Source organism: Catonella massiliensis (genome assembly GCF_016651435.1).
Lineage (GTDB): Bacteria > Bacillota > Clostridia > Lachnospirales > Lachnospiraceae > Catonella > Catonella massiliensis.
The window spans coordinates 2,402,840-2,420,450 of sequence record NZ_JAEPRJ010000001.1 but is presented as its reverse complement, the minus strand read 5'-3'; the positions used below and the strand labels follow the sequence as shown (position 1 = coordinate 2,420,450).

At 37.6% G+C, this 17,611-nt stretch carries 24 protein-coding genes; 18 read left to right on the top strand and 6 right to left on the bottom strand.

What is annotated here, in order from left to right:
* The first annotated feature begins 8 nt into the window (after positions 1 to 8).
* The 4 genes from JJN12_RS10820 to JJN12_RS10805 all read left to right on the top strand — a co-directional run bounded on the left by JJN12_RS10820 (position 9) and on the right by JJN12_RS10805 (position 1,433).
* Positions 9 to 491, top strand: coding sequence for a DUF3990 domain-containing protein (locus JJN12_RS10820; protein WP_208429695.1), 483 nt, complete (start codon positions 9 to 11; stop codon positions 489 to 491).
* Positions 488 to 727 carry a hypothetical protein gene (locus tag JJN12_RS10815; RefSeq protein WP_208429694.1) on the top strand — a complete coding sequence of 80 codons (240 nt, stop codon included), beginning with the start codon at positions 488 to 490 and terminating at the stop codon, positions 725 to 727. Before JJN12_RS10820 ends, JJN12_RS10815 begins: the two co-directional genes overlap by 4 nt.
* 1 nt (position 728) lies before the next feature.
* Entirely contained in the window at positions 729 to 935 is a 207-nt protein-coding gene (locus tag JJN12_RS10810) for a DUF3791 domain-containing protein (protein ID WP_208429693.1), read from the top strand.
* A gap of 87 nt (positions 936 to 1,022) precedes the next feature.
* Positions 1,023 to 1,433 (top strand): hypothetical protein, encoded by a 411-nt coding sequence (locus JJN12_RS10805; protein ID WP_208429692.1) that lies wholly within the window; start codon positions 1,023 to 1,025, stop codon positions 1,431 to 1,433.
* A gap of 49 nt (positions 1,434 to 1,482) precedes the next feature.
* Here JJN12_RS10805 and JJN12_RS10800 read toward each other — a convergent pair whose 3' ends face one another.
* Complete coding sequence (locus JJN12_RS10800) at positions 1,483 to 1,914, bottom strand: Dps family protein (RefSeq protein WP_208429691.1); 432 nt, start codon at positions 1,912 to 1,914, stop codon at positions 1,483 to 1,485.
* 324 nt (positions 1,915 to 2,238) lie between these two features.
* Here JJN12_RS10800 and JJN12_RS10795 point away from each other — a divergent pair, with 324 nt between their 5' ends.
* The 9 genes from JJN12_RS10795 (at position 2,239) to JJN12_RS10755 (ending at position 8,138) form a co-directional block, all read left to right on the top strand.
* Entirely contained in the window at positions 2,239 to 3,159 is a 921-nt protein-coding gene (locus JJN12_RS10795) for an AraC family transcriptional regulator (RefSeq protein WP_208429690.1), read from the top strand.
* 90 nt (positions 3,160 to 3,249) lie between these two features.
* Positions 3,250 to 3,618, top strand: a complete 369-nt coding sequence (locus tag JJN12_RS10790) for a GntR family transcriptional regulator (RefSeq protein ID WP_208429689.1) — start codon at positions 3,250 to 3,252, stop codon at positions 3,616 to 3,618.
* Positions 3,618 to 4,955, top strand: coding sequence for a hypothetical protein (locus JJN12_RS10785; protein ID WP_208429688.1), 1,338 nt, complete (start codon positions 3,618 to 3,620; stop codon positions 4,953 to 4,955). Before JJN12_RS10790 ends, JJN12_RS10785 begins: the two co-directional genes overlap by 1 nt.
* Positions 4,956 to 5,186: 231 nt before the next feature.
* A complete protein-coding gene (locus JJN12_RS10780; protein WP_208429687.1) occupies positions 5,187 to 5,390 on the top strand; it encodes a helix-turn-helix transcriptional regulator in 204 nt (67 codons plus the stop codon).
* Complete coding sequence (locus JJN12_RS10775) at positions 5,383 to 5,847, top strand: DUF6773 family protein (RefSeq protein ID WP_208429686.1); 465 nt, start codon at positions 5,383 to 5,385, stop codon at positions 5,845 to 5,847. The genes JJN12_RS10780 and JJN12_RS10775 overlap by 8 nt, the downstream gene beginning before the upstream one ends.
* Before the next feature lie 139 nt (positions 5,848 to 5,986).
* Positions 5,987 to 6,211, top strand: a complete 225-nt coding sequence (locus JJN12_RS10770; protein WP_208429685.1) for a DUF3791 domain-containing protein — start codon at positions 5,987 to 5,989, stop codon at positions 6,209 to 6,211.
* A complete protein-coding gene (locus tag JJN12_RS10765; protein ID WP_208429684.1) occupies positions 6,204 to 6,773 on the top strand; it encodes a DUF3990 domain-containing protein in 570 nt (189 codons plus the stop codon). The genes JJN12_RS10770 and JJN12_RS10765 overlap by 8 nt, the downstream gene beginning before the upstream one ends.
* The gene (locus JJN12_RS10760) at positions 6,758 to 6,997 is read left to right on the top strand and encodes a hypothetical protein (RefSeq protein WP_208429683.1); all 240 of its coding nucleotides are present in this window, start codon (positions 6,758 to 6,760) and stop codon (positions 6,995 to 6,997) included. Before JJN12_RS10765 ends, JJN12_RS10760 begins: the two co-directional genes overlap by 16 nt.
* Before the next feature lie 88 nt (positions 6,998 to 7,085).
* On the top strand, positions 7,086 to 8,138 hold the full coding sequence (locus tag JJN12_RS10755; RefSeq protein ID WP_208429682.1) for a lysylphosphatidylglycerol synthase transmembrane domain-containing protein: 1,053 nt from the start codon (positions 7,086 to 7,088) through the stop codon (positions 8,136 to 8,138).
* Here JJN12_RS10755 and JJN12_RS10750 read toward each other — a convergent pair.
* From JJN12_RS10750 to JJN12_RS10735, 4 genes are all read right to left on the bottom strand, one after another.
* Complete coding sequence (locus tag JJN12_RS10750; protein ID WP_208429681.1) at positions 8,135 to 8,695, bottom strand: PepSY domain-containing protein; 561 nt, start codon at positions 8,693 to 8,695, stop codon at positions 8,135 to 8,137. The two genes, JJN12_RS10755 and JJN12_RS10750, sit on opposite strands and share 4 nt — an antisense overlap.
* 178 nt (positions 8,696 to 8,873) lie before the next feature.
* Complete coding sequence (locus JJN12_RS10745) at positions 8,874 to 9,992, bottom strand: PepSY domain-containing protein (protein WP_208429680.1); 1,119 nt, start codon at positions 9,990 to 9,992, stop codon at positions 8,874 to 8,876.
* A 15-nt stretch (positions 9,993 to 10,007) separates the two neighbouring features.
* Positions 10,008 to 11,420, bottom strand: coding sequence for a sensor histidine kinase (locus JJN12_RS10740; protein ID WP_208429679.1), 1,413 nt, complete (start codon positions 11,418 to 11,420; stop codon positions 10,008 to 10,010).
* Positions 11,417 to 12,094, bottom strand: a complete 678-nt coding sequence (locus JJN12_RS10735) for a response regulator (protein WP_208429678.1) — start codon at positions 12,092 to 12,094, stop codon at positions 11,417 to 11,419. The genes JJN12_RS10740 and JJN12_RS10735 overlap by 4 nt, the downstream gene beginning before the upstream one ends.
* 260 nt (positions 12,095 to 12,354) lie before the next feature.
* Between JJN12_RS10735 and JJN12_RS14390 the strand changes: the two genes are divergently transcribed.
* Entirely contained in the window at positions 12,355 to 12,480 is a 126-nt protein-coding gene (locus JJN12_RS14390) for a hypothetical protein (protein WP_268905576.1), read from the top strand.
* Between the two features lie 10 nt (positions 12,481 to 12,490).
* Complete coding sequence (locus tag JJN12_RS10730) at positions 12,491 to 13,153, top strand: DUF4230 domain-containing protein (RefSeq protein ID WP_208429677.1); 663 nt, start codon at positions 12,491 to 12,493, stop codon at positions 13,151 to 13,153.
* A 54-nt stretch (positions 13,154 to 13,207) separates the two neighbouring features.
* Here JJN12_RS10730 and JJN12_RS10725 read toward each other — a convergent pair whose 3' ends face one another.
* Positions 13,208 to 15,076: a DUF4838 domain-containing protein gene (locus JJN12_RS10725; RefSeq protein ID WP_208429676.1), complete on the bottom strand. Its 1,869-nt coding sequence runs from the start codon at positions 15,074 to 15,076 to the stop codon at positions 13,208 to 13,210.
* Between the two features lie 297 nt (positions 15,077 to 15,373).
* Here JJN12_RS10725 and JJN12_RS10720 point away from each other — a divergent pair, with 297 nt between their 5' ends.
* Genes JJN12_RS10720 through JJN12_RS10710 form a run of 3 tightly spaced genes read left to right on the top strand, consistent with a single transcriptional unit; the run spans position 15,374 to position 17,517 of the window.
* Positions 15,374 to 16,324: a permease gene (locus JJN12_RS10720; protein ID WP_208430387.1), complete on the top strand. Its 951-nt coding sequence runs from the start codon at positions 15,374 to 15,376 to the stop codon at positions 16,322 to 16,324.
* 22 nt (positions 16,325 to 16,346) lie between these two features.
* A complete protein-coding gene (locus JJN12_RS10715) occupies positions 16,347 to 17,276 on the top strand; it encodes a CobW family GTP-binding protein (protein WP_208429675.1) in 930 nt (309 codons plus the stop codon).
* 7 nt (positions 17,277 to 17,283) lie between these two features.
* Positions 17,284 to 17,517, top strand: a complete 234-nt coding sequence (locus JJN12_RS10710) for a thioredoxin family protein (RefSeq protein ID WP_208429674.1) — start codon at positions 17,284 to 17,286, stop codon at positions 17,515 to 17,517.
* Positions 17,518 to 17,611 lie beyond the last annotated feature (94 nt).

Genomic DNA, 17,611 nt, shown 5'->3' with positions numbered 1-17,611 from the left:
TGATGTAGATGATTTTATACCATGGAAGTAATATGTCAGTAGAGCATCCTAAGCTAATTAAACAGAACCGCCATTTAGATTTTGGCTTTGGCTTTTATACCACTTCAAATCGTGATCAGGCAGCAAATTTTGCAGGAAAGGTTGTGGAAAGAAGTAAAAATGGCAAGGCTACCTTGAATATCTATTCTTTTGATGAAGAAGTAGCTTTTAAGGAATGTAAGCTACTTAAGTTTGACGCTCCAGATGAAGAATGGTTGAACTTTGTGGCTGCCAATAGACAGGGAATTTATGATGGGGAACAGTATGATTTGGTCTATGGTGCTGTTGCCAATGATGATGTATATAGAACTATTACTTTATATATAACAGGTATACTCAATAAAGAGCAGACACTGACTGCACTTAAGGTGCGTAAATTATTTAACCAATTAGTATTTACGACAGAAAAAGCTTTAGAATACTTAAGCTTTGAAGGAAAGGAGCTTGTATGAATGAAGATCAATTTAGCGCCATGTTGACACTTATTGTTCCACCTATAATTGAACAAATAGCTAAGAATAGCAATTTGGAGGAAAACGAGATAATTCATATTTTCTACAAGTCAAAACTTTATGAAGAGTTGTCTGATGAGAAGTCAAAGCTATGGCACTATGGGCCAATGACCTTATATACTATGTATCAGGATGAATTACTGACAGGCTCATATTCTTATCCGGAGGAGGCATAAAATGAGCAAAGAAGCTAAATTTCTAGTTTATTGTGTGGAAAGGTACCGTCATTCCAAAGCACTGTCAGGTCAAGAAGTAGCTAAACTCTTTGAAAAGTACAGGGTTTATGATTATATAACAAAATATTTTGAATCCCTACACACAACGGGAGACATATGCATCATACAAGACATTGATGACTATATAGACAGTGTAAAGGAAGCTTAAATAATATTTTAAACAGACAGGTGAACCAATATTCCTACAATTTACAGCGAGTGGTTGGTAACAGAGTGAAAGGGGGGGGCTATGTATATGAAAGAGATTATGCTTAAAAGATTGAAACCTTTAATTATTCAATTGATTATTTTTGGAATAACATACTCCATATCCTTTGTGCTTAGAGACCGGTACTTTTTTGGTTGGCTCATACACAATAACTTTGCCCATATATGGGTTGTAATGATTATACTTACAATATTTGGCAAGTACTTATATTCATATGCAATAGCAATTGGAAATATAATTGGTATACTTTTGGGGCAGGTTTTGGGAGAATATATCCTAAAGCTATCTAAGGCAAAGATAGCCACTGAAACGAATGTTGATAAGATACGAGTTCTTGAAAATAGCTACTATCATGTATTTATTTGGCTTAGTTTTATTATCATTGTTATCGTACTTGTATTTATAAATAAGTTGATAAGTAAGAGGTTAAACAGATAAAAGAAAACTCATGGAGCCTTTTTAGCCCCATGAGCTTGTTACTCTGATATTATGCTAAAGTACTTCTTAACATCCAAAGAATCTTTGCGTAGTCCTCAAGGAAGCCATCCATCTTTGCGCTTACAAGCGTATCGTTTTCATCATCAGCCTTCTCCTTGAGAAGTCTGGCACTTGCGTGAAGTGTCTCAAAGTCAGCGAGAACATCGCTAAATACAGCGTGCATATCCTGAACGAAATCTCCGGCAGGATCTTTGATTGTAGCTAACTCAGCAAAGCCCTTCATTGTAGAAACAGGCTTTTTCCCATCCATAAGCATAAGCTCTGCAAGCTCATCTATCTGTCCGTTAACAAAATTATAATACTCCTCAAGTTTAGCGTGTGACTGAAAGAAAGTCTTTCCCTGCACATACCAATGATAACTCTGTAATTTGTGATAAAAATGTACAAGGTTTGATAAGTAAATATTCATTGTTCTTTCCATAATAAAACTCTCCCTTCGATTTGTTATTGTTTACTGCTTCATGCTAACACAGTCGTAATATTATTTAAAGACTGATGACGATTTAAAAATAGCAAAAAATAATAATAATTATTATCAATAATTTGTGCAAAATTTTTGACTCATATTTTATAGACCTATCGTATTAAAATTAAAATGATAATCATGCGATTTTGTGGTATACTTAATCTTTGTAAGGTTCGCATGAAACAAAGATTTAGAAGTCACATATCAAAGGTATTAAAAATTATTGAAAACCACAATAACTATAGAGTTTAGTCATATGTAAAAATGAGGAGACATTTAATGAGTCAGGAATACGAATTTGTCAGATACAGTCGTTTGCACCATATAAAGGTATTTTTAAATGAAATAAAATATAGAAATTATCACACGCATAATGCATTTGAACTCCTTTTTGTACTTGACGGAGAGGGTAGGCTATCTCTTCAAACAGGCTCTATAGAGCTAAGAAAAGGTTCGCTCGTACTTATAAATCCCTACGAGCCTCACGAAATACAGGCTGCTGAGGGAGCTGTGCTTGGACTGTTTTTGCAGGTTTCAAGGCATTTTTGCAGAGATTACTTTCCTTATTTTTCAAGTATGACCTTCGCAAATAAGCCATTTTCAAATGATGCAAAGCTAATAAAAGAAAAAATGCTGGAAATAGCACTCTGCTATCTTGAGGCCAAGCCACTTTTTGAAATGGAACTGGTTTCGTTTGTAAGCGGTTTTCTTTGCGGACTTACGAAGGAATTTGATTTTTGCATTATGGATGAACATAACCATTCAATCAGGGAAAAGCGGATACAAAGAATGAAAAGAATAACCGCCTATATAAATGACCATTACACCGAGCCTGTCAGACTTGCTGAAATAGCGGAGATGGAGCAGCTTACAACTACTCATATTTCACATTTATTCAAGGATTACTACGGCATTTCTTTTCAAGATTATCTGAACAATCTTCGCTTTGAAAAGGCAATGACCATGATACTTAATACAAGGCTTTCGCAGACTGAGATAGCCATTGCGGGAGGATTTTCAGATGCAAAATATCTCTCAGGGATTATCAGGAAAAGACTGGGCTGCAGCCTATCAGAGTATAGAAGCAAAATGGCGTCTAACGATGGTTTAATCAGTGAGAATGACGCTAAGAACCTGCTTGAATACAAGTACACTGATGAAGAGGGAATAAAAATGTTGAAGAAATTGGGCTTAATCTAGTCCAATTTTCTTCTTGACATTTTTGCATTATGTACTATAATACAATTAAGACATATAATTCACTAGTGAATAAGGTCGAAAGGAGGAGAAATGAGGCTAATATTTGATTTTGAAAGTAAAACCCCCATTTATCAGCAGCTAAGAGACCAAATCGTTGTAGGGATAGCTGAGGGGAGGCTTACTCCCGGTGAAAAGCTTCCTACAATCAGAGCTCTTGCAGATGAAAGCGGTATCAACATGATGACTGTAAGCAAGGCTTATCAACTGCTAAACAATGAAGGCTATATAGTAACTGACAGGAGGAAGGGAACGCTTATAAGTAACAAGATTAAGACCGACCCTGTGGGAGAGAAAAAGCTTAAAGAATTAAGAGTAATCATTTCAGAGCTCCAGCTTTCTGGGCTGTCTCTTAATGAAGTGCTTACCCTTTGTACAGAATACTATAAGGAGGGATTGTAATGTTATTTAACATACTTATGTGGGCAAGTATATTTTGGCTTGCACCGTTTTTAGGATATATAATGACCAATAATGCAAAGTTCAAGAAAAACATTGCTGTTGGCGTAACCTTTATAGAAGAGGGCAAACAGGATGCAGAGGTCATTGCAAGGCTTAATAGATATAAAAAGCAGATTAAAATGATTACGATAGTTTTATTGCTTGCAGTAGTTCCAGGGGTGTTTGTATCCAAATTTTGGATACTGCTTACCTATTACCTTGTGTGGACAGATGTAACCATATTCATATATGCCATACCATTTTACCTTTGCAACAAAGACTTAAAAGCGATTAAAAAGAGAAGGGGCTGGGTGCAGCACTCAGGAGAAAAAGTTGAGATAGATATGGAAAACATACCTAATTTCAAGGAGATATCACCTTTGCTTTTCATCATCCCTTGCATTGTAAGCCTCCTGCCTCTTATTTGGGATAGAACTTTTTATGTCCTTTATATAACCTCAGCGGCATCGGTACTTGTATTTTGGTTTTCATACCGCTATTTTTACAGGAACCGCTCAGAAAGAGTAAATGAAGAGAGGGATTTGACAAGAGTGCTGACTCAGATAAGGCATTATAACTGGTCTAAGATATGGATAGTCGCATCCTGGATGACTATACCACTTAGCTTTTCGGGACTATTATTTATAAGTCATCCGGCTTTAGCTTTGACACTCATATTCCTTGTCACAGCGGTAATTTGTGTGGAAGCTGTGGCCATTGAGGTTAAGCTTAGGAAGATGCAGGAGAGGCTTACAAGGGGAAGTGGTGTAGGAGCTATAGTAGATGAGGATGATAAGTGGATTGGAGGCATGATTTACTACAACCCCAATGACAGCAGGCTCATCGTAAATGAGAGAGTGGGCATGAATACTACTCTTAACTTAGCCCGTACCTCAGGCAAGGTAATTACACTGTTCTTTCTAATTCTATTATTGGCGTTGCCTTTTACAGGTCCTGCAATGAATGTATATTACAAACAGCCTATTAAGATAGAGGTAACAAAGGATGAAGTAGAGGCTAGCCAAGGCATTACCAACTACCGCATCAAACTCTCTGATATCAAGAATGTTGAGCTAATAGATGAGCTTTCGGATGACATGGTAAGGGTGAATGGAACTTCATTTGACGACTTATTAAAGGGAGATTTTAGAGATGGTAATGAGAATCTCGTACTCCTGCTCAGACCTGAAAGTAAGCCATTTATAAGGATAACCGACAAAAATGGAAAGATATTTGTATTTAGTTTTAGAGGGGATGTTAAGGGGAAATTTGAGGAGATAAGGAAATCCCTTAAGTAGACTCTAATTCCTTTGAAATGAACCATATTGATTAATAAAAAAGCTGAATAACCGCCACACTTACGGTATGTTCAGCTTTTTACATGGAGAAGAAGTTTTGGCTAAATTTGGCAGCTGTCCGTTTCGTGCCAAGGCATACGTCTTAAAGCTAAACAGCTCAAAAATAAAATGCAATATATACTTGACATTATGGCAATAATATATTATATTATGTAATATAGAGGTGAGTATATGAAGAATAAAAGAATGAAGATTGCACGAATCGAAAATGATATGAAACAGGAAGACCTGGCAAAGTCGGTTGGTGTCACAAGGCAGACAATAGGGCTTATTGAGGCAGGAGACTATAATCCGACATTGAATCTATGCATAGCCATTTGCAAGGTGCTTGGCAAAACACTTGACGAATTATTTTGGGAGGGGCAAAATGAATAATAATATTAATGATGAGCGCATTTTATCTGAAAGAAGAAGGATACAGAGCAGAGGCTATACATATATTATTTATGCTCTGGTGACATCTATTGTGATTAAAATGGTCTTTATGGATGCAGGCTTTGAAATGTATGCGTCTGAATTGATTATTTTAATTGGAAGCGGGCTCTATATGATTATTGCCAATTATTTAAAAGGCATCAATATATGGTCAATTAATCCAAATGACGGCACCAACAGATATACTAAAAACCTCATTATTGCAGGGGTAATATCTATTATACTAAATGATAATCTAAAAAAGTATATTGGGATTGGAATTACAGATTCAAAAATGACTGCAATAGTTTATTCAGTGAGCTGGATAACGATATTTTCTATAATATCGATAGTCATGTATTACTTGAATAAGAAAAAACAGGAAAAGATAGATAAGCAGTTAGATGATGAAGAGTAAAAGCATCGGAAGATAAATGATAAAACTTAAGATAAGCATTTATAGTTTGAAATAAAAAGATAATATGAAAAAAATATAAATAGTGTATAATAACTTATAAATGATAAACTGATAAATGATTTTAAGGAGCATCTTATAAATGAGCAAAAAATCAGAGATTATTTTTATGCAAACAAGATTGATTAGACTGGCTGCACAAGAATGGAAATTATCAATTGAGAAAGTTATTGATATATTTAAAAAAGCCGAAGTATTAGGATATATTGAAGATGGATATGGACTTTTTCACTGTGAAGGTGATGGGGCAGTTTTGGAAGATGTATCAGAATTTGTCAGGAGAAGGGGGATACAGGTAAATGCTTGATTTATCAGATGGATTACTTTTGTATCATGGTAGTTATTGCGAAGTAAAAGAGCCTGATATAACTAAATGTGCCAAAAACAAGGACTTTGGTCAGGGATTTTACCTCACATCATCTAAAGAACAGGCAGAAAGTTTCCTAAATATATCCATAATCAAGGCAATAGCTGAAGGGAGAATATTAAAAGAGCAAAACTTTGGTTATATTTCGACTTTTGAAGTAAGAATAGTTAATGATATAAAAGTTAATATTTTCAAAGAGGCAGACAAAAGTTGGTTGCATTGTGTAGCAGCACATAGAAAGAAAAACTCTTTTGTTGGAATTGAAAAAGAAATGGATAAGTATGATGTTATTATTGGGAAGATTGCAGATGATGCCACAAATGCAGTATTAACTGCATACATCGCAGGAGTTTTTGGAGAGATTGGCAGTAATGAAGCTGATGAATTTTGTATCAAACAATTACTACCAAATAAACTTAAGAACCAATATTGTTTTAAAACTGATAATGCATTGAAGTGCATAAAACATATAGGAAGTGAGAAAATATGTCTGAAACGATGATTAGTAGAGATAGACAGGAGTATACAATTGATTTACTTATTACTATGGTTGTAGAAGAAATCTCTGAAGATACGGGCCGTGACCCTAAAGAAATATTGCTTGATTTTCTATTGTCAAAGACTGGAAGGGCATTGTATGATAGCGATTCAAAACTTTGGTGTAATGGTCCGTCATATATTGCAGATGTGTATAAGGAAGAGATAAGCAATGAGGATATATCCTGATTTACACCAAAACTTAAGATAATCGTAAGAATTAAAAACCAAATTTATGCTATACTTTAGAGATAAACTCTAAGGAGAACTTTTATAGATGGAACAAAAAGGTAATAAAGACGTACTCAAGAATATAATGTGGTCGCTTGTCACCATAGTGATAGCCGTACTCACAATTACTGCAATAACTAGCCAGGCAAAGGGATTTTCCATAAATGATGCCTGGATTATGATTAGACATGGGAAAAAGGGTTTTATGGCTTTGGCCATGGTTTCCGTCATTCTCTATATCTACCTTGAAGGTGTGGCTATCAAATACATACTTAAGCATATCTCTGTAGATGTGAACCACCGTCAGGCGTTTTTGTACTCTGCGGCAGATATATATTTCTCTGCAATTACACCATCTGCCTCAGGTGGACAGCCTGCAAGCTTTTACTTTATGCGCAAAGACGGAGTCTCATTTTCAAAGGCCACCATGTGTCTTGTGCTTAACCTGCTTATGTACAGCTTTGCAATTGATTTCGTTGCAGTACTTAGCTTCGTTGTAAGACCTGATATTTTTAACAGCTTTAATGACTTTGGCAAGGTGCTTATAGTTATTGGTTTTGTCATTATGACTTCTCTGACTCTCTTCTTTTTTATGTTGCTCAAAGAGCCAAAGTGGATGGATAAACTTGGGCTTTGGGGAATAAGTATCCTGGGAAAGCTTAAGATAATCAGAAAACCTGAGAAGAAAAGGGTAAAATGGGAAGAGACAGTTAAAAAATACAGCACTGTATCCGACCTTGCTCTAGGCAAGGGGAAAATGCTGTTTGTGGCATTTCTTATTAACTTAGCACAGCGTGTTACTCAGATATCAATAACTGTTTTTGTCTACCTTGGACTAGGTGGCAAGTTCGGACACATGGGAGATATCTGGTTCTCACAGGCTTTTGCCTTCGTAGGATCAAATTGCGCTCCCATTCCGGGAGCGCAGGGTGTAGTTGACTATCTTATGATACAGGGCTTTTCCCAGTTCATGTCTGAGCCGGTTGCTGTTCACACCGAGCTTTTAAGCAGGGGAATGAGCTTCTATATCTGTATCTTTATCAGCCTTATTACCACTGTTATTGGATATATGATAAAAAGGAAGAGGGTTAACAATTAGTCTTCATCATCGTAGTCGATTGGCTCAACTGAGAACTCAACTACCTTGCCTGTTTTGGCATTTATTTCATACTCGTACTCGGTAGTTGCTGTACGGAACTCTATATCATAAACCTTAATACCGTCATCTGTGGTAAGCTTTGCCTTTGTAAATGTAACTCTGCCAGCATTTAAGCCTGCGTGGTTAAGTGCAATCTGCTTAGCTGACTGTGCGGTGATGTACTGTGCATAGTTCTTAACCGGCTTCTTAATCTTAAGTAACTTTCTTTTACTCTTAAGTACGCTGCCGTTGTTGGCATCGATATCATAAGAATACTTGTAACCGTTTGCCTTGAACTTTACCTCGTATACCTGACCGAAGTCATCATCATCTGCATCGTACTCAATCTCAATAGCTGTTGCCTGATTAAGTGATACTCCTGCTGCTGTAAGTGCAGCGTTCTTAGCACTTTCTCTTGAGATAAGTCTGCCTGCTGCTGAAACTGAGGTGGTAGCACCGCTTGTAAATACAAGACCAAAAAGTGCGAGTGTAGCGATTAACTTCTTTGAATTCTTCATAGTTTTTTCTCCTTTGTGTTTGGTTTGTTTTACCTTATGCTTTGTATTATAAAGGATGAAAATTAAAATTAGATTAGAGAATTATTTAAAAAAATCTTGTGAAAGACCAAAATCAGACCTTAGGATCTTATTACGGTATTCACAAGATGTTAGGAAATATCAGTACTTAGAGGTATTATTAATCATCATCATCGTCGTCATCGCCTTTGTCGTGCTTTTTCTCATAATCCTCTAAATCAGCATTTTTAGGGGTGTTAGAGCTGTTTTCTTTAACCTTTTCAGCCTTATCAGAAGGAGAAAGGGGGTCTACGTCCTTAGAAAGAATGGCTCCGGTGTAAGCATCTACTTCATATTCGTACTCGTATGCAGAAGTAAAAAACTCAATTTCATACATAACCTTTCCATCATCTTTCTTTAGCAGGGCTTTTTCAAATGTAACAAACGAAGGCCTAAATCCCGCATCTTTTAGGGTTATGGATTTTGCCATGTCCATGCTTATATAATGCCTGGAAGCTGCCACCTCGCTTACAGTAGAGGTTTTGCCCGTGGATGTATTATTAGTTTCATTATCCGTACTTATATGGTGTCTATTATTGTCCACCACATTTTTCTTCCTTTTCTTTTTACCTGAAGCTTTTTTACCTGAAGCCTTTTTACCATCTATATTGTCATTGGAGTTCTTTTTATCGGGCTTTTTATCATCCATATTATTGTTTGCATTTGTATTATCTGCTACATTCTTAACATCTGATTTACCTTTTGCGGGCTTGTCATTCTCAGCCACATCATTTACAGCCGTACTTCCCGTGGTTTGATTATCAGTTGCTTTATTATTAGGTTTATCTTTTGATTTAGCGTTAGAAATGACATTTTTGCCGGTTTTTTCTAAAGTGTTAGCTTTATTAGAGCTATTATTAGCGGCATTTTCTTCTACACTAGTAGTATCACTCGAAGAAGTATTGGTCTTCTTATTTTTAGCAATCCTCGCTGACTCGCTGCTAATAACTTCTCCGTTGTTTGCAGCTATGGTATATTTATATTTTGTATCATCAGAGGATATGACTACTTTATACACATATATCCCATCTTCCTTTAGAAGCTTTGCTTCATAAGAAGGCGCACTTTTAGGGGAAATCCCCGCATCAACATAAGCAAACTTAACCGCATCAGACTCAGTAAGTATATCATTTCTCTCAATTCTATCCTTGGCATAAAGGCTGCCAAGTGCTATGGTAAGCCCAAAGATTAATACCGTTGCAATGGTTAGAATGTATTTATTCTTTATTAGATTAGCCATAGGCTCTCCCTTCTTCTAATTTTTAAGGTCAAAGGAAATGGTAAATGTGGTTCCGCTTCCCTCTTCACTTGTTACTTCAATCACTCCCTTATGCATATCAACAATTTTCTTCACTATGGATAGCCCCAGCCCGGAACCTGTTATTCCTGACTTATTGCTCGCCCTAAAGAATCTGTCAAATATAAGGTTTAGCTGCTCCTTGTTTATTCCGATACCGTTATCCTCTACCAGAAGGTTAACATGGTTCTTGTCTTTCTTAAGCGTTACCTTTGTAGTGCCACCCTGTTTGCCGTACTTGTAGGCATTTTCAAGGAGGTTCTGCAGCATCCTGGCAAGAAGTTCCGGATTGCCGTTTAGCATGATATCCGGTTCGACATCATATTCAATAGTTATATCATTAACCATAAGCGGCATCATATCGCTGCAAAGGTCACTCACAAGGCGGGAGAAGTTTAGGCTTTCAAATGGATAATTATCTATCCTCTGCTCGAGTCTGGTATATGAAAGCATATTGCCAATCAGCTGGTGCATTCGTCTTCCCTGTCTCTTAATCACTTCAAGAGACTCGATGTAGTCTGCAGGCTCCCTTTCTTTCTCGAGGGAGAATTCTGTCTGTGCAAGAATTACTGAAACCGGTGTACGAAGCTCGTGTGAAGCATCTGAAGCAAAGCGCTTTTCCATTTCAAAGGAAGTCTCGAGCCTGTCTAACATCTTGTTGAAATTGGAAGAAAGGGCGGAAAGCTCGTCATTGCTGCCGGTATCAGGTATTCTAAGTGAAAGGTTATCCCCATCAGTGATGCTTGTGGTCGTCTTCTCTATTTTCTTTATCGGCTTCACTATTCCTCTGGCGGCAAGATAACCACACAAAAGAATAATGATGATGAGAAATGGGAGGAAGGCTGCCAGGTAGATGGCTATGTCAAAAAGCTGGGCTGAGGTATCCTTTAGCGGAGCAATTCCCCTTATCCAAAGCTCAGGAAAGCCCTCGCTTGCCAGTCTTCTATCATATATCAGGTAACTTCCGTTTGCTGTACTATATGAAATGATGTGGGAGTCTTTGAGAGGCAGGTCTATTATTTCCCTCATTACCGAGTTTTTCCCGTAGAGAAGGCTCCCATCAGCAGTATATAGCCCAAATTCCATAGAATTAAGTGTCATAAGGAAGTCGTCATCTATCTGTAGGTAGCCTGTTTTATAGTGGATGAAAATATCGTCAGCATCAAACTCGCTTGCGGTTTCATATTCGGCTTCAGACAGCATTTTCAGTTTGTCGGTATTTTCTTCCACAGCACTTATGAAGTAATTCTTGGTAGTTCTTCTCATTACACTGTTACTTATAAAGAACACGAGAGTAGCTGTAAGTGATAGTATAAAAAATGTAGAGAGCAGAAACCAAAGTATAATCCTAAGTCTTATCGATAGTTTCAATTATTTTCCTCCCTGATGACATAGCCTGCACCACGTACCGTATGTATGAGCTTGGTAGGAAAGCCGTCATCTATTTTCTTCCTGAGGTACCTTATATACACATCAATTACATTGGTGCCGCCCTCATAATCATAGTTCCATATATGATTCTCTATCTTTTCACGGCTTAACACCTTTTCTTTATTGTAGAGCAGGTACTCAAGAAGCTGATATTCCTTGCTTGTGAGGCTTATCTCAGTACCACCGCGTGTAACCGTATGAGAAGACAGATTGAGGCTTAAGTCCGCTATACTAAGTATGTTCTCGGTGAGATTGTGCTTTTCACGGGTAAGCACCCTTATTCTTGCAAGTAATTCCTCAAATGAGAAAGGCTTTACAAGGTAGTCATTGGCACCGCTGTCAAGTCCTGTCACCCTATCCTCTATGGAATCCCTTGCAGTAAGGAAAAGCACAGGTGTATTCTTCTTTAGCTTCCTAAGCTCTTTTAATACGGCAAAGCCATCAGCATGAGGCATCATGATGTCCAGTATGGCGGCATCGTATTCGGTAAACTGTACATTGTCAATTGCCTCCCTGCCATCGAAGCAGCTGTCCACGCTAAAGCCTTCTTCTGTAAGCTTCTTTGTAACTACTTTGTTAAGGTCTTCTTCGTCTTCTGCGTATAGTAAGCGCATATAGCCTCCTTATAAATGGGTATTTTACGGATATTTTGAGTACTGGAGAAGCAAAGTTAAAGTAACCTTTTATAATCAGTGAGTAAAACATCCCCTGTACCATTATAGTATATAAAGATTAAAATTACATTAGACAAAAATGGAAAAGTAGTGTAAGCTATACTGGTATGGAAGATAAGAATAAAAACTGAAATATTAAATAAGGAGGTTTGCTGATAATATGCAGGAGAAAGCTTCTAATAAAGAAGGGAGAGTTAACTATGTTTAAGAAAAATGATGACAAGGAAACTAAGGGGAAGATTGGATTTTTATCTGGAATAATAATGGGCATTGCCTTAGTTATTTTAGTTTTCTTCCTCTTTCTCTTAATCACTGCATGGATTTAGGAGGTGAAACTTGAGCAAAATAGGCGAGAAGATTGTTAAGATATTTCTTAACCTTTTGTCAGTAGTGGTGATTGCCTTAGCTATATTTGGCGCATGGAGCCTGTATCAGATGTTCCACGGGCCGGAGGCTGAGCTTGTGACAAACCCTGGGAAAAGGCTGTTTGGAACAACGGAGAAAAGGATAGTTACCAAGGCAGAAGTAGAAACCAAGATATACGAGATAGGTGAATTGTCCACATATTCAGGCGAATACAACATTAAAAAGACAGTTGATGAGTCGAGGTATATTTTTGATGATATAAAAATTCCGGGAACAAAGAATACCATTTCCCTTGAATGTACAGGTAAGGTAAAGATAGGCTACAACATGTCTGATATAGAGGTAAGCGTTAACGACTCAACCATACATGTAAAGATTCCAAAGGGAAATGTAATGAGCAATTACCTGATATGGGACAGCATAAAAAGCAGCGAAAAGAACAGTATATTCAATCCGATAAACTTTGAGCAGTATAGAAAGCTCATTAACGAGATTGAAGAGGAAGGCCTTAAAGAAGTGGAGGCAAAAGGTATATATACCAGAGCTGATGAGAATTTTAAGAGCATAATAAAAGTATTTCTAGCTGAATTTAAGGACTACGATATTGAATTTACCTTTGCTTATGATAAATAAGCTTAAATCGAAATAAAGTGACTAAGAACAGGTCTTAGTCACTTTGTTTTAGCTTTAAATACTCTTAAATCCGGTATAATTCGTTGAAATGTCTATTAACCTGTACACATCAAGATATGGCTGAAACTTCAATTCATTTTCCTGTATAAAAGTAGCGAAATCCGTAAAAAGTTCCTTTGCCCTGTTAAAATCCCCGCTGCTAAGCTTAATAAGCGCCTTAACAAGCCTGTTTAGGTAACTGTTGTGAAATGCAAGCAGCTCCCAGTGTACTGTAAAACCGCCAGATGATTTTACCTTGTCTAAGGTTGGGAGGAAGCCATTAAGTACCTCTAAAATGCATATAAAATCAGCATTTATAGGCTTTGATACCCTGTCTCCCTTGTTATTAAAGTAATCAGGATGGCTAAGTGAGGACAATTCCTTAAGGTAGGCCATAGCTTCCTCATAAAATGCCCCATAAAAGCCTCTGTAATAGTCAGTAACAAAGGTCTCAAAGTCATTGCATAAGCCTGACAGAGCGTATCCCATCACATAGTTAGGCAGGCTGTTAGGAGAGAAACAACGAAGCTCCTGGCAGCTGATGTATCCGTTTAGCCCTAAAGCCGGTAATTTCATAATATCGTTAAACAGGATTTTTGATATATGATAGTAGCCAAAATCGCCGTAATGTGCCCTGCCAAGAGGATAGTCATAAACAAAACTGTCTTCGTTAAACTTCTTCTGCCAGGCAAACAAGAAATTCAGGTTCTCTTCTATATTGACAGGAAGCGAGATATGATTCTTCTTAAATTCCGGGATTGCTTTATTCTCGGTATCCTCAGGGTAGCTCTCCTCAAAGGTTCTGCTAATAGGAGCAAACATAAGGGTGAAACGGTTAGGGTTCCTTAGTTTCTCTCTGATAGGAGGCCATAAAAGCTCTTGGTAGAGCAAAAATACTATATGAGTCGTCAAATCATTTTCACTAAGCTTCTCATCAATCCTATTAAGAATGGTTACATACTGGTCGGATAAGCTCTCGTTCTCGCAGTTTTCGCATTCGCAGATATTGTTGAATGCATCAGCCAGCCAAAAATGCACATAGTCAGCCTCCCTATTGTTGATAGCATAATCTAATACAAGGTCAGCCAGCTTATCTATAACCTTTTTATTGGAATAGCATAGGTTTGTATTGGTTGGAACTCCGTGGAACAGCTCTATTTTGCCATTTATCATTGCAAAAAAACTACTATCTGCCTCACCGTCTGTGCTCTGTGTATCCCAGCCGAGAGCTGGAAAGCCTGCTGCGTTTGCTGTCCAGCCATGTCCTACTGTGTGAAGGAGCATATCTCTTTTCTTTATTTCTTTAAATATCTTCTCGGTGTACTCCGCAGCAGTATCTAAACTAAATTCTTCAGGCTTAAGATGGGGATTATTTTGGTGCTTATACCAGCGTTCCATAAATGTAAATGGGAGTTTAAACTGACTGAAAAAGCAGTTGTATCCAAGCTTTGGCATCCATTCTACAGTGGCTAAAATATTCTCAAGAGATGAAGCACCTTCTATGCATATACCCCGATGCCTAAAAGGGTAAATGTGGCTCTCAGATAAAGTCAGCCTTTGCAAGGATGAAATCTCCGGTATTATTTCATCTTCCTTAACAGGGGTGAGGAATCTAAAACCGATTCTATATAAAAAGTGGTATACGGCAAGTAATGAACTTCTATCATTATTGCCGATTATCTCACCTTTTCCATTTGCTATATCTATCTTAAATGCATCATCTAAGAGCTCGTCTTTCACCTTGGTAATATTTTTGTCGGTCTTAATGCTAATATCTATCTTTTCAAGTTCTAAAGAAGGGATGGACAGGCTTGCCAGATAGGAAGAAAGCTCGATTTTGGCGTAGTTAAGGGTGGTTGAAAGGGTTTGAAGGGTTATTTGCATGTTTTTCTCCTTGGCTTTTAGAATATTGTTATTGTTATAAGTATACACAGAAATCGTAAATAGTACAGAAGGGAAATCTATTCTTTGCAATTGTCAAAACAACCAGTTTGGAGTACAATATAGCAAAGACTGGAAATGGATTAGTCCATTGTGTTAAGCGTAATCAGAGTCACTGCCAGAGGCTTGATTTATCGGTCTAAAATGGTTATGTTCACTTTAATAATGTGCTAAATTTGGAGGAGAGTATTGGATACAATTAAATCTGGGTGGGATTTCATTCAAAATCAAGTCTTAAAGATGGAATGGCTGGATGAGCTGATAGGAAAGGGCTTATCAGCAGTTGGAGTTGATATGGAGAGCAGAGTAGGAGGGAGTGTTCAGTTTTTCCTCTACGATGTAACGAAGATTACACTTTTACTCTGCGTGCTTATATTTACTATTTCCTTTATTCAGAGCTTCTTCCCGCCAGAGAGAACCAAGAAAATACTGGGGGAACATAGAGGAATATGGGCAAATGTATTAGCCGCCTTACTTGGTACTGTAACCCCTTTTTGCTCCTGCTCGTCCATTCCTTTATTCATTGGATTTACAAGTGCAGGCTTACCGATAGGAGTGACATTTTCCTTCCTCATATCCTCACCTATGGTTGACCTGGGTTCTTTAATTCTGCTTATGAGTGTATTTGGAGCAAAAACAGCCCTGCTTTATGTCATACTTGGACTGATTATAGCGGTGATAGGTGGACTTATTATCGATAAAATGAAGATGGAAGATTATATAGAAGAATATATCAAAAAAGTGGGAAATGTGAACTCTGTAAGCCCGGGGCTAAATGTAAAGGATAGACTCGATTTTGCAGGTGAACAGGTCTGTTCCACACTTAAGAAGGTATTTCCATACATATTGGCAGGAGTCGGTATAGGAGCTGTCATTCACAACTGGATACCGGAGTCCTTTATAGTAACTGTGCTTGGAAGTAAAAATGCTTTCTCTGTAATATTAGCTACTTTGGTTGGAATTCCAATGTATGCGGATATATTTGGAACCATACCAGTTGCAGAAGCACTATATACCAAAGGAGCAGAGCTCGGTACGGTATTGTCATTTATGATGGCAGTTACTACCTTATCGCTTCCATCGCTGATTATGCTTAGAAAAGCCATTAAACGCAGACTGCTAGCCTTGTTTGTAGGGATATGTACGGTAGGGATTATTATAACGGGATATCTATTTAATTATATTTTTTGACACAATTTTAACAGGAGGTAGTATGGAAAAGAAAGATTTATACGTGCTTACAGGCTTTCTTGGTGCAGGAAAGACCTCGTTTTTGCTGAATATTCTTGATAATGTTAAGGATAAAAAAATAGGAATTATTCAAAATGAATTTGGAAAAATAAATGTAGACGGAGAAATTATCAGGAGAAATGGGATAGAAATGACTGAAATAAGCCGAGGCTCCATCTTCTGCTCCTGCCTAAAGCTTTCCTTTGTTCAGGCACTCGCTGAAATGAGTACAAAGGACCTTGACTATGTCTTTGTAGAAAGTTCAGGACTTGCAGATCCTTCTAACATTGAGGAAATCCTCGGAGCTGTAGGGGTAATGGCGGGAGATAATTACATCTTTAAGGGGGTTATCTGCCTTGTTGACGGAGTGAATTTTAAGAATCAGATAAAGGATGTGGAAACTGTAGACAGGCAGCTTGCCCACTGCAATCTGGCAGTAATCAATAAAGTGGATAAGCTTGACTTATCAGAGCTTGAAGAGGTGAAGAAGCTGGTGCGCGAGGTTAATCCTGTATGTGATATAATCACAGCTTCCTTTGGTAAAACTGACCTCTCATTTATGAATGAAGATTTAACTGTGAGAAAATGGGCAGAGTCTGAAGATAGCCTAAATACAGTGGATAACAAGCCTAAGACTATATCTTTAGAAACCCTTGAAGTGGTGTCAAAGGAGATATTGGTGACATTTCTTAAAAAGGTGCTTCCATCTTGCTACAGGATTAAGGGATTTTTTAAGTTGGATGAAGGCTGGCAGCAGGTAGATGTGGTGGAAGAATTGATTGACTTCAAGCCTTCTGGCGAGCGTGAAAAATCAGAACTTGTATTTTTATCTAAAACAGGACCACAGGTTATCCGCACAATCGACAGTGCCTGGAAGGAAATTGTGGATAAACCTATGAAATTAAGGAATTGAGGTAAATATGGAGATTAAGGTAATTGGTGAAGGCTGCGAAAAATGTGACAAACTCTATGAAAACACCCTCTTAGCCATAGAGGAGTTAGGATTGGATGCAAAGATTGAAAAGGTAGAGGATTTGATGGATATAGTGAGGCTCGGCGTTATGACCACTCCTTCGGTTATGGTGGATGGGAAGCTGATTATAAGCGGAAGAGTACCAAAGGTGAAGGATATTGTGAAGTTATTAAATGCATAGGGACTGAAAATGGCCTATTGGTGGATTTGAGATATTATATCTTTCGGATTGAGAATGAAATAATGTGCTCAAAAAAATATTGTTATTTTAATTT

Excerpts from the sequence above, each read along its gene's own strand:
- JJN12_RS10755 (WP_208429682.1), top strand. The coding sequence starts at position 7,086 with ATGGAACAAAAAGGTAATAAAGACGTACTCAAGAATATAATGTGGTCG.
- JJN12_RS10745 (WP_208429680.1), bottom strand. The coding sequence starts at position 9,992 with ATGGCTAATCTAATAAAGAATAAATACATTCTAACCATTGCAACGGTA.
- JJN12_RS10765 (WP_208429684.1), top strand. The coding sequence starts at position 6,204 with ATGCTTGATTTATCAGATGGATTACTTTTGTATCATGGTAGTTATTGC.
- JJN12_RS10770 (WP_208429685.1), top strand. The coding sequence starts at position 5,987 with ATGAGCAAAAAATCAGAGATTATTTTTATGCAAACAAGATTGATTAGA.
- JJN12_RS10725 (WP_208429676.1), bottom strand. The coding sequence starts at position 15,076 with ATGCAAATAACCCTTCAAACCCTTTCAACCACCCTTAACTACGCCAAA.
- JJN12_RS10710 (WP_208429674.1), top strand. The coding sequence starts at position 17,284 with ATGGAGATTAAGGTAATTGGTGAAGGCTGCGAAAAATGTGACAAACTC.
- JJN12_RS10760 (WP_208429683.1), top strand. The coding sequence starts at position 6,758 with ATGTCTGAAACGATGATTAGTAGAGATAGACAGGAGTATACAATTGAT.
- JJN12_RS10790 (WP_208429689.1), top strand. The coding sequence starts at position 3,250 with ATGAGGCTAATATTTGATTTTGAAAGTAAAACCCCCATTTATCAGCAG.
- JJN12_RS14390 (WP_268905576.1), top strand. The coding sequence starts at position 12,355 with ATGTTTAAGAAAAATGATGACAAGGAAACTAAGGGGAAGATTGGATTT.
- JJN12_RS10775 (WP_208429686.1), top strand. The coding sequence starts at position 5,383 with ATGAATAATAATATTAATGATGAGCGCATTTTATCTGAAAGAAGAAGG.
- JJN12_RS10815 (WP_208429694.1), top strand. The coding sequence starts at position 488 with ATGAATGAAGATCAATTTAGCGCCATGTTGACACTTATTGTTCCACCT.
- JJN12_RS10715 (WP_208429675.1), top strand. The coding sequence starts at position 16,347 with ATGGAAAAGAAAGATTTATACGTGCTTACAGGCTTTCTTGGTGCAGGA.
- JJN12_RS10820 (WP_208429695.1), top strand. The coding sequence starts at position 9 with ATGATTTTATACCATGGAAGTAATATGTCAGTAGAGCATCCTAAGCTA.
- JJN12_RS10805 (WP_208429692.1), top strand. The coding sequence starts at position 1,023 with ATGAAAGAGATTATGCTTAAAAGATTGAAACCTTTAATTATTCAATTG.
- JJN12_RS10800 (WP_208429691.1), bottom strand. The coding sequence starts at position 1,914 with ATGGAAAGAACAATGAATATTTACTTATCAAACCTTGTACATTTTTAT.
- JJN12_RS10785 (WP_208429688.1), top strand. The coding sequence starts at position 3,618 with ATGTTATTTAACATACTTATGTGGGCAAGTATATTTTGGCTTGCACCG.
- JJN12_RS10735 (WP_208429678.1), bottom strand. The coding sequence starts at position 12,094 with ATGCGCTTACTATACGCAGAAGACGAAGAAGACCTTAACAAAGTAGTT.
- JJN12_RS10810 (WP_208429693.1), top strand. The coding sequence starts at position 729 with ATGAGCAAAGAAGCTAAATTTCTAGTTTATTGTGTGGAAAGGTACCGT.
- JJN12_RS10780 (WP_208429687.1), top strand. The coding sequence starts at position 5,187 with ATGAAGAATAAAAGAATGAAGATTGCACGAATCGAAAATGATATGAAA.
- JJN12_RS10750 (WP_208429681.1), bottom strand. The coding sequence starts at position 8,695 with ATGAAGAATTCAAAGAAGTTAATCGCTACACTCGCACTTTTTGGTCTT.
- JJN12_RS10795 (WP_208429690.1), top strand. The coding sequence starts at position 2,239 with ATGAGTCAGGAATACGAATTTGTCAGATACAGTCGTTTGCACCATATA.
- JJN12_RS10720 (WP_208430387.1), top strand. The coding sequence starts at position 15,374 with ATGGAATGGCTGGATGAGCTGATAGGAAAGGGCTTATCAGCAGTTGGA.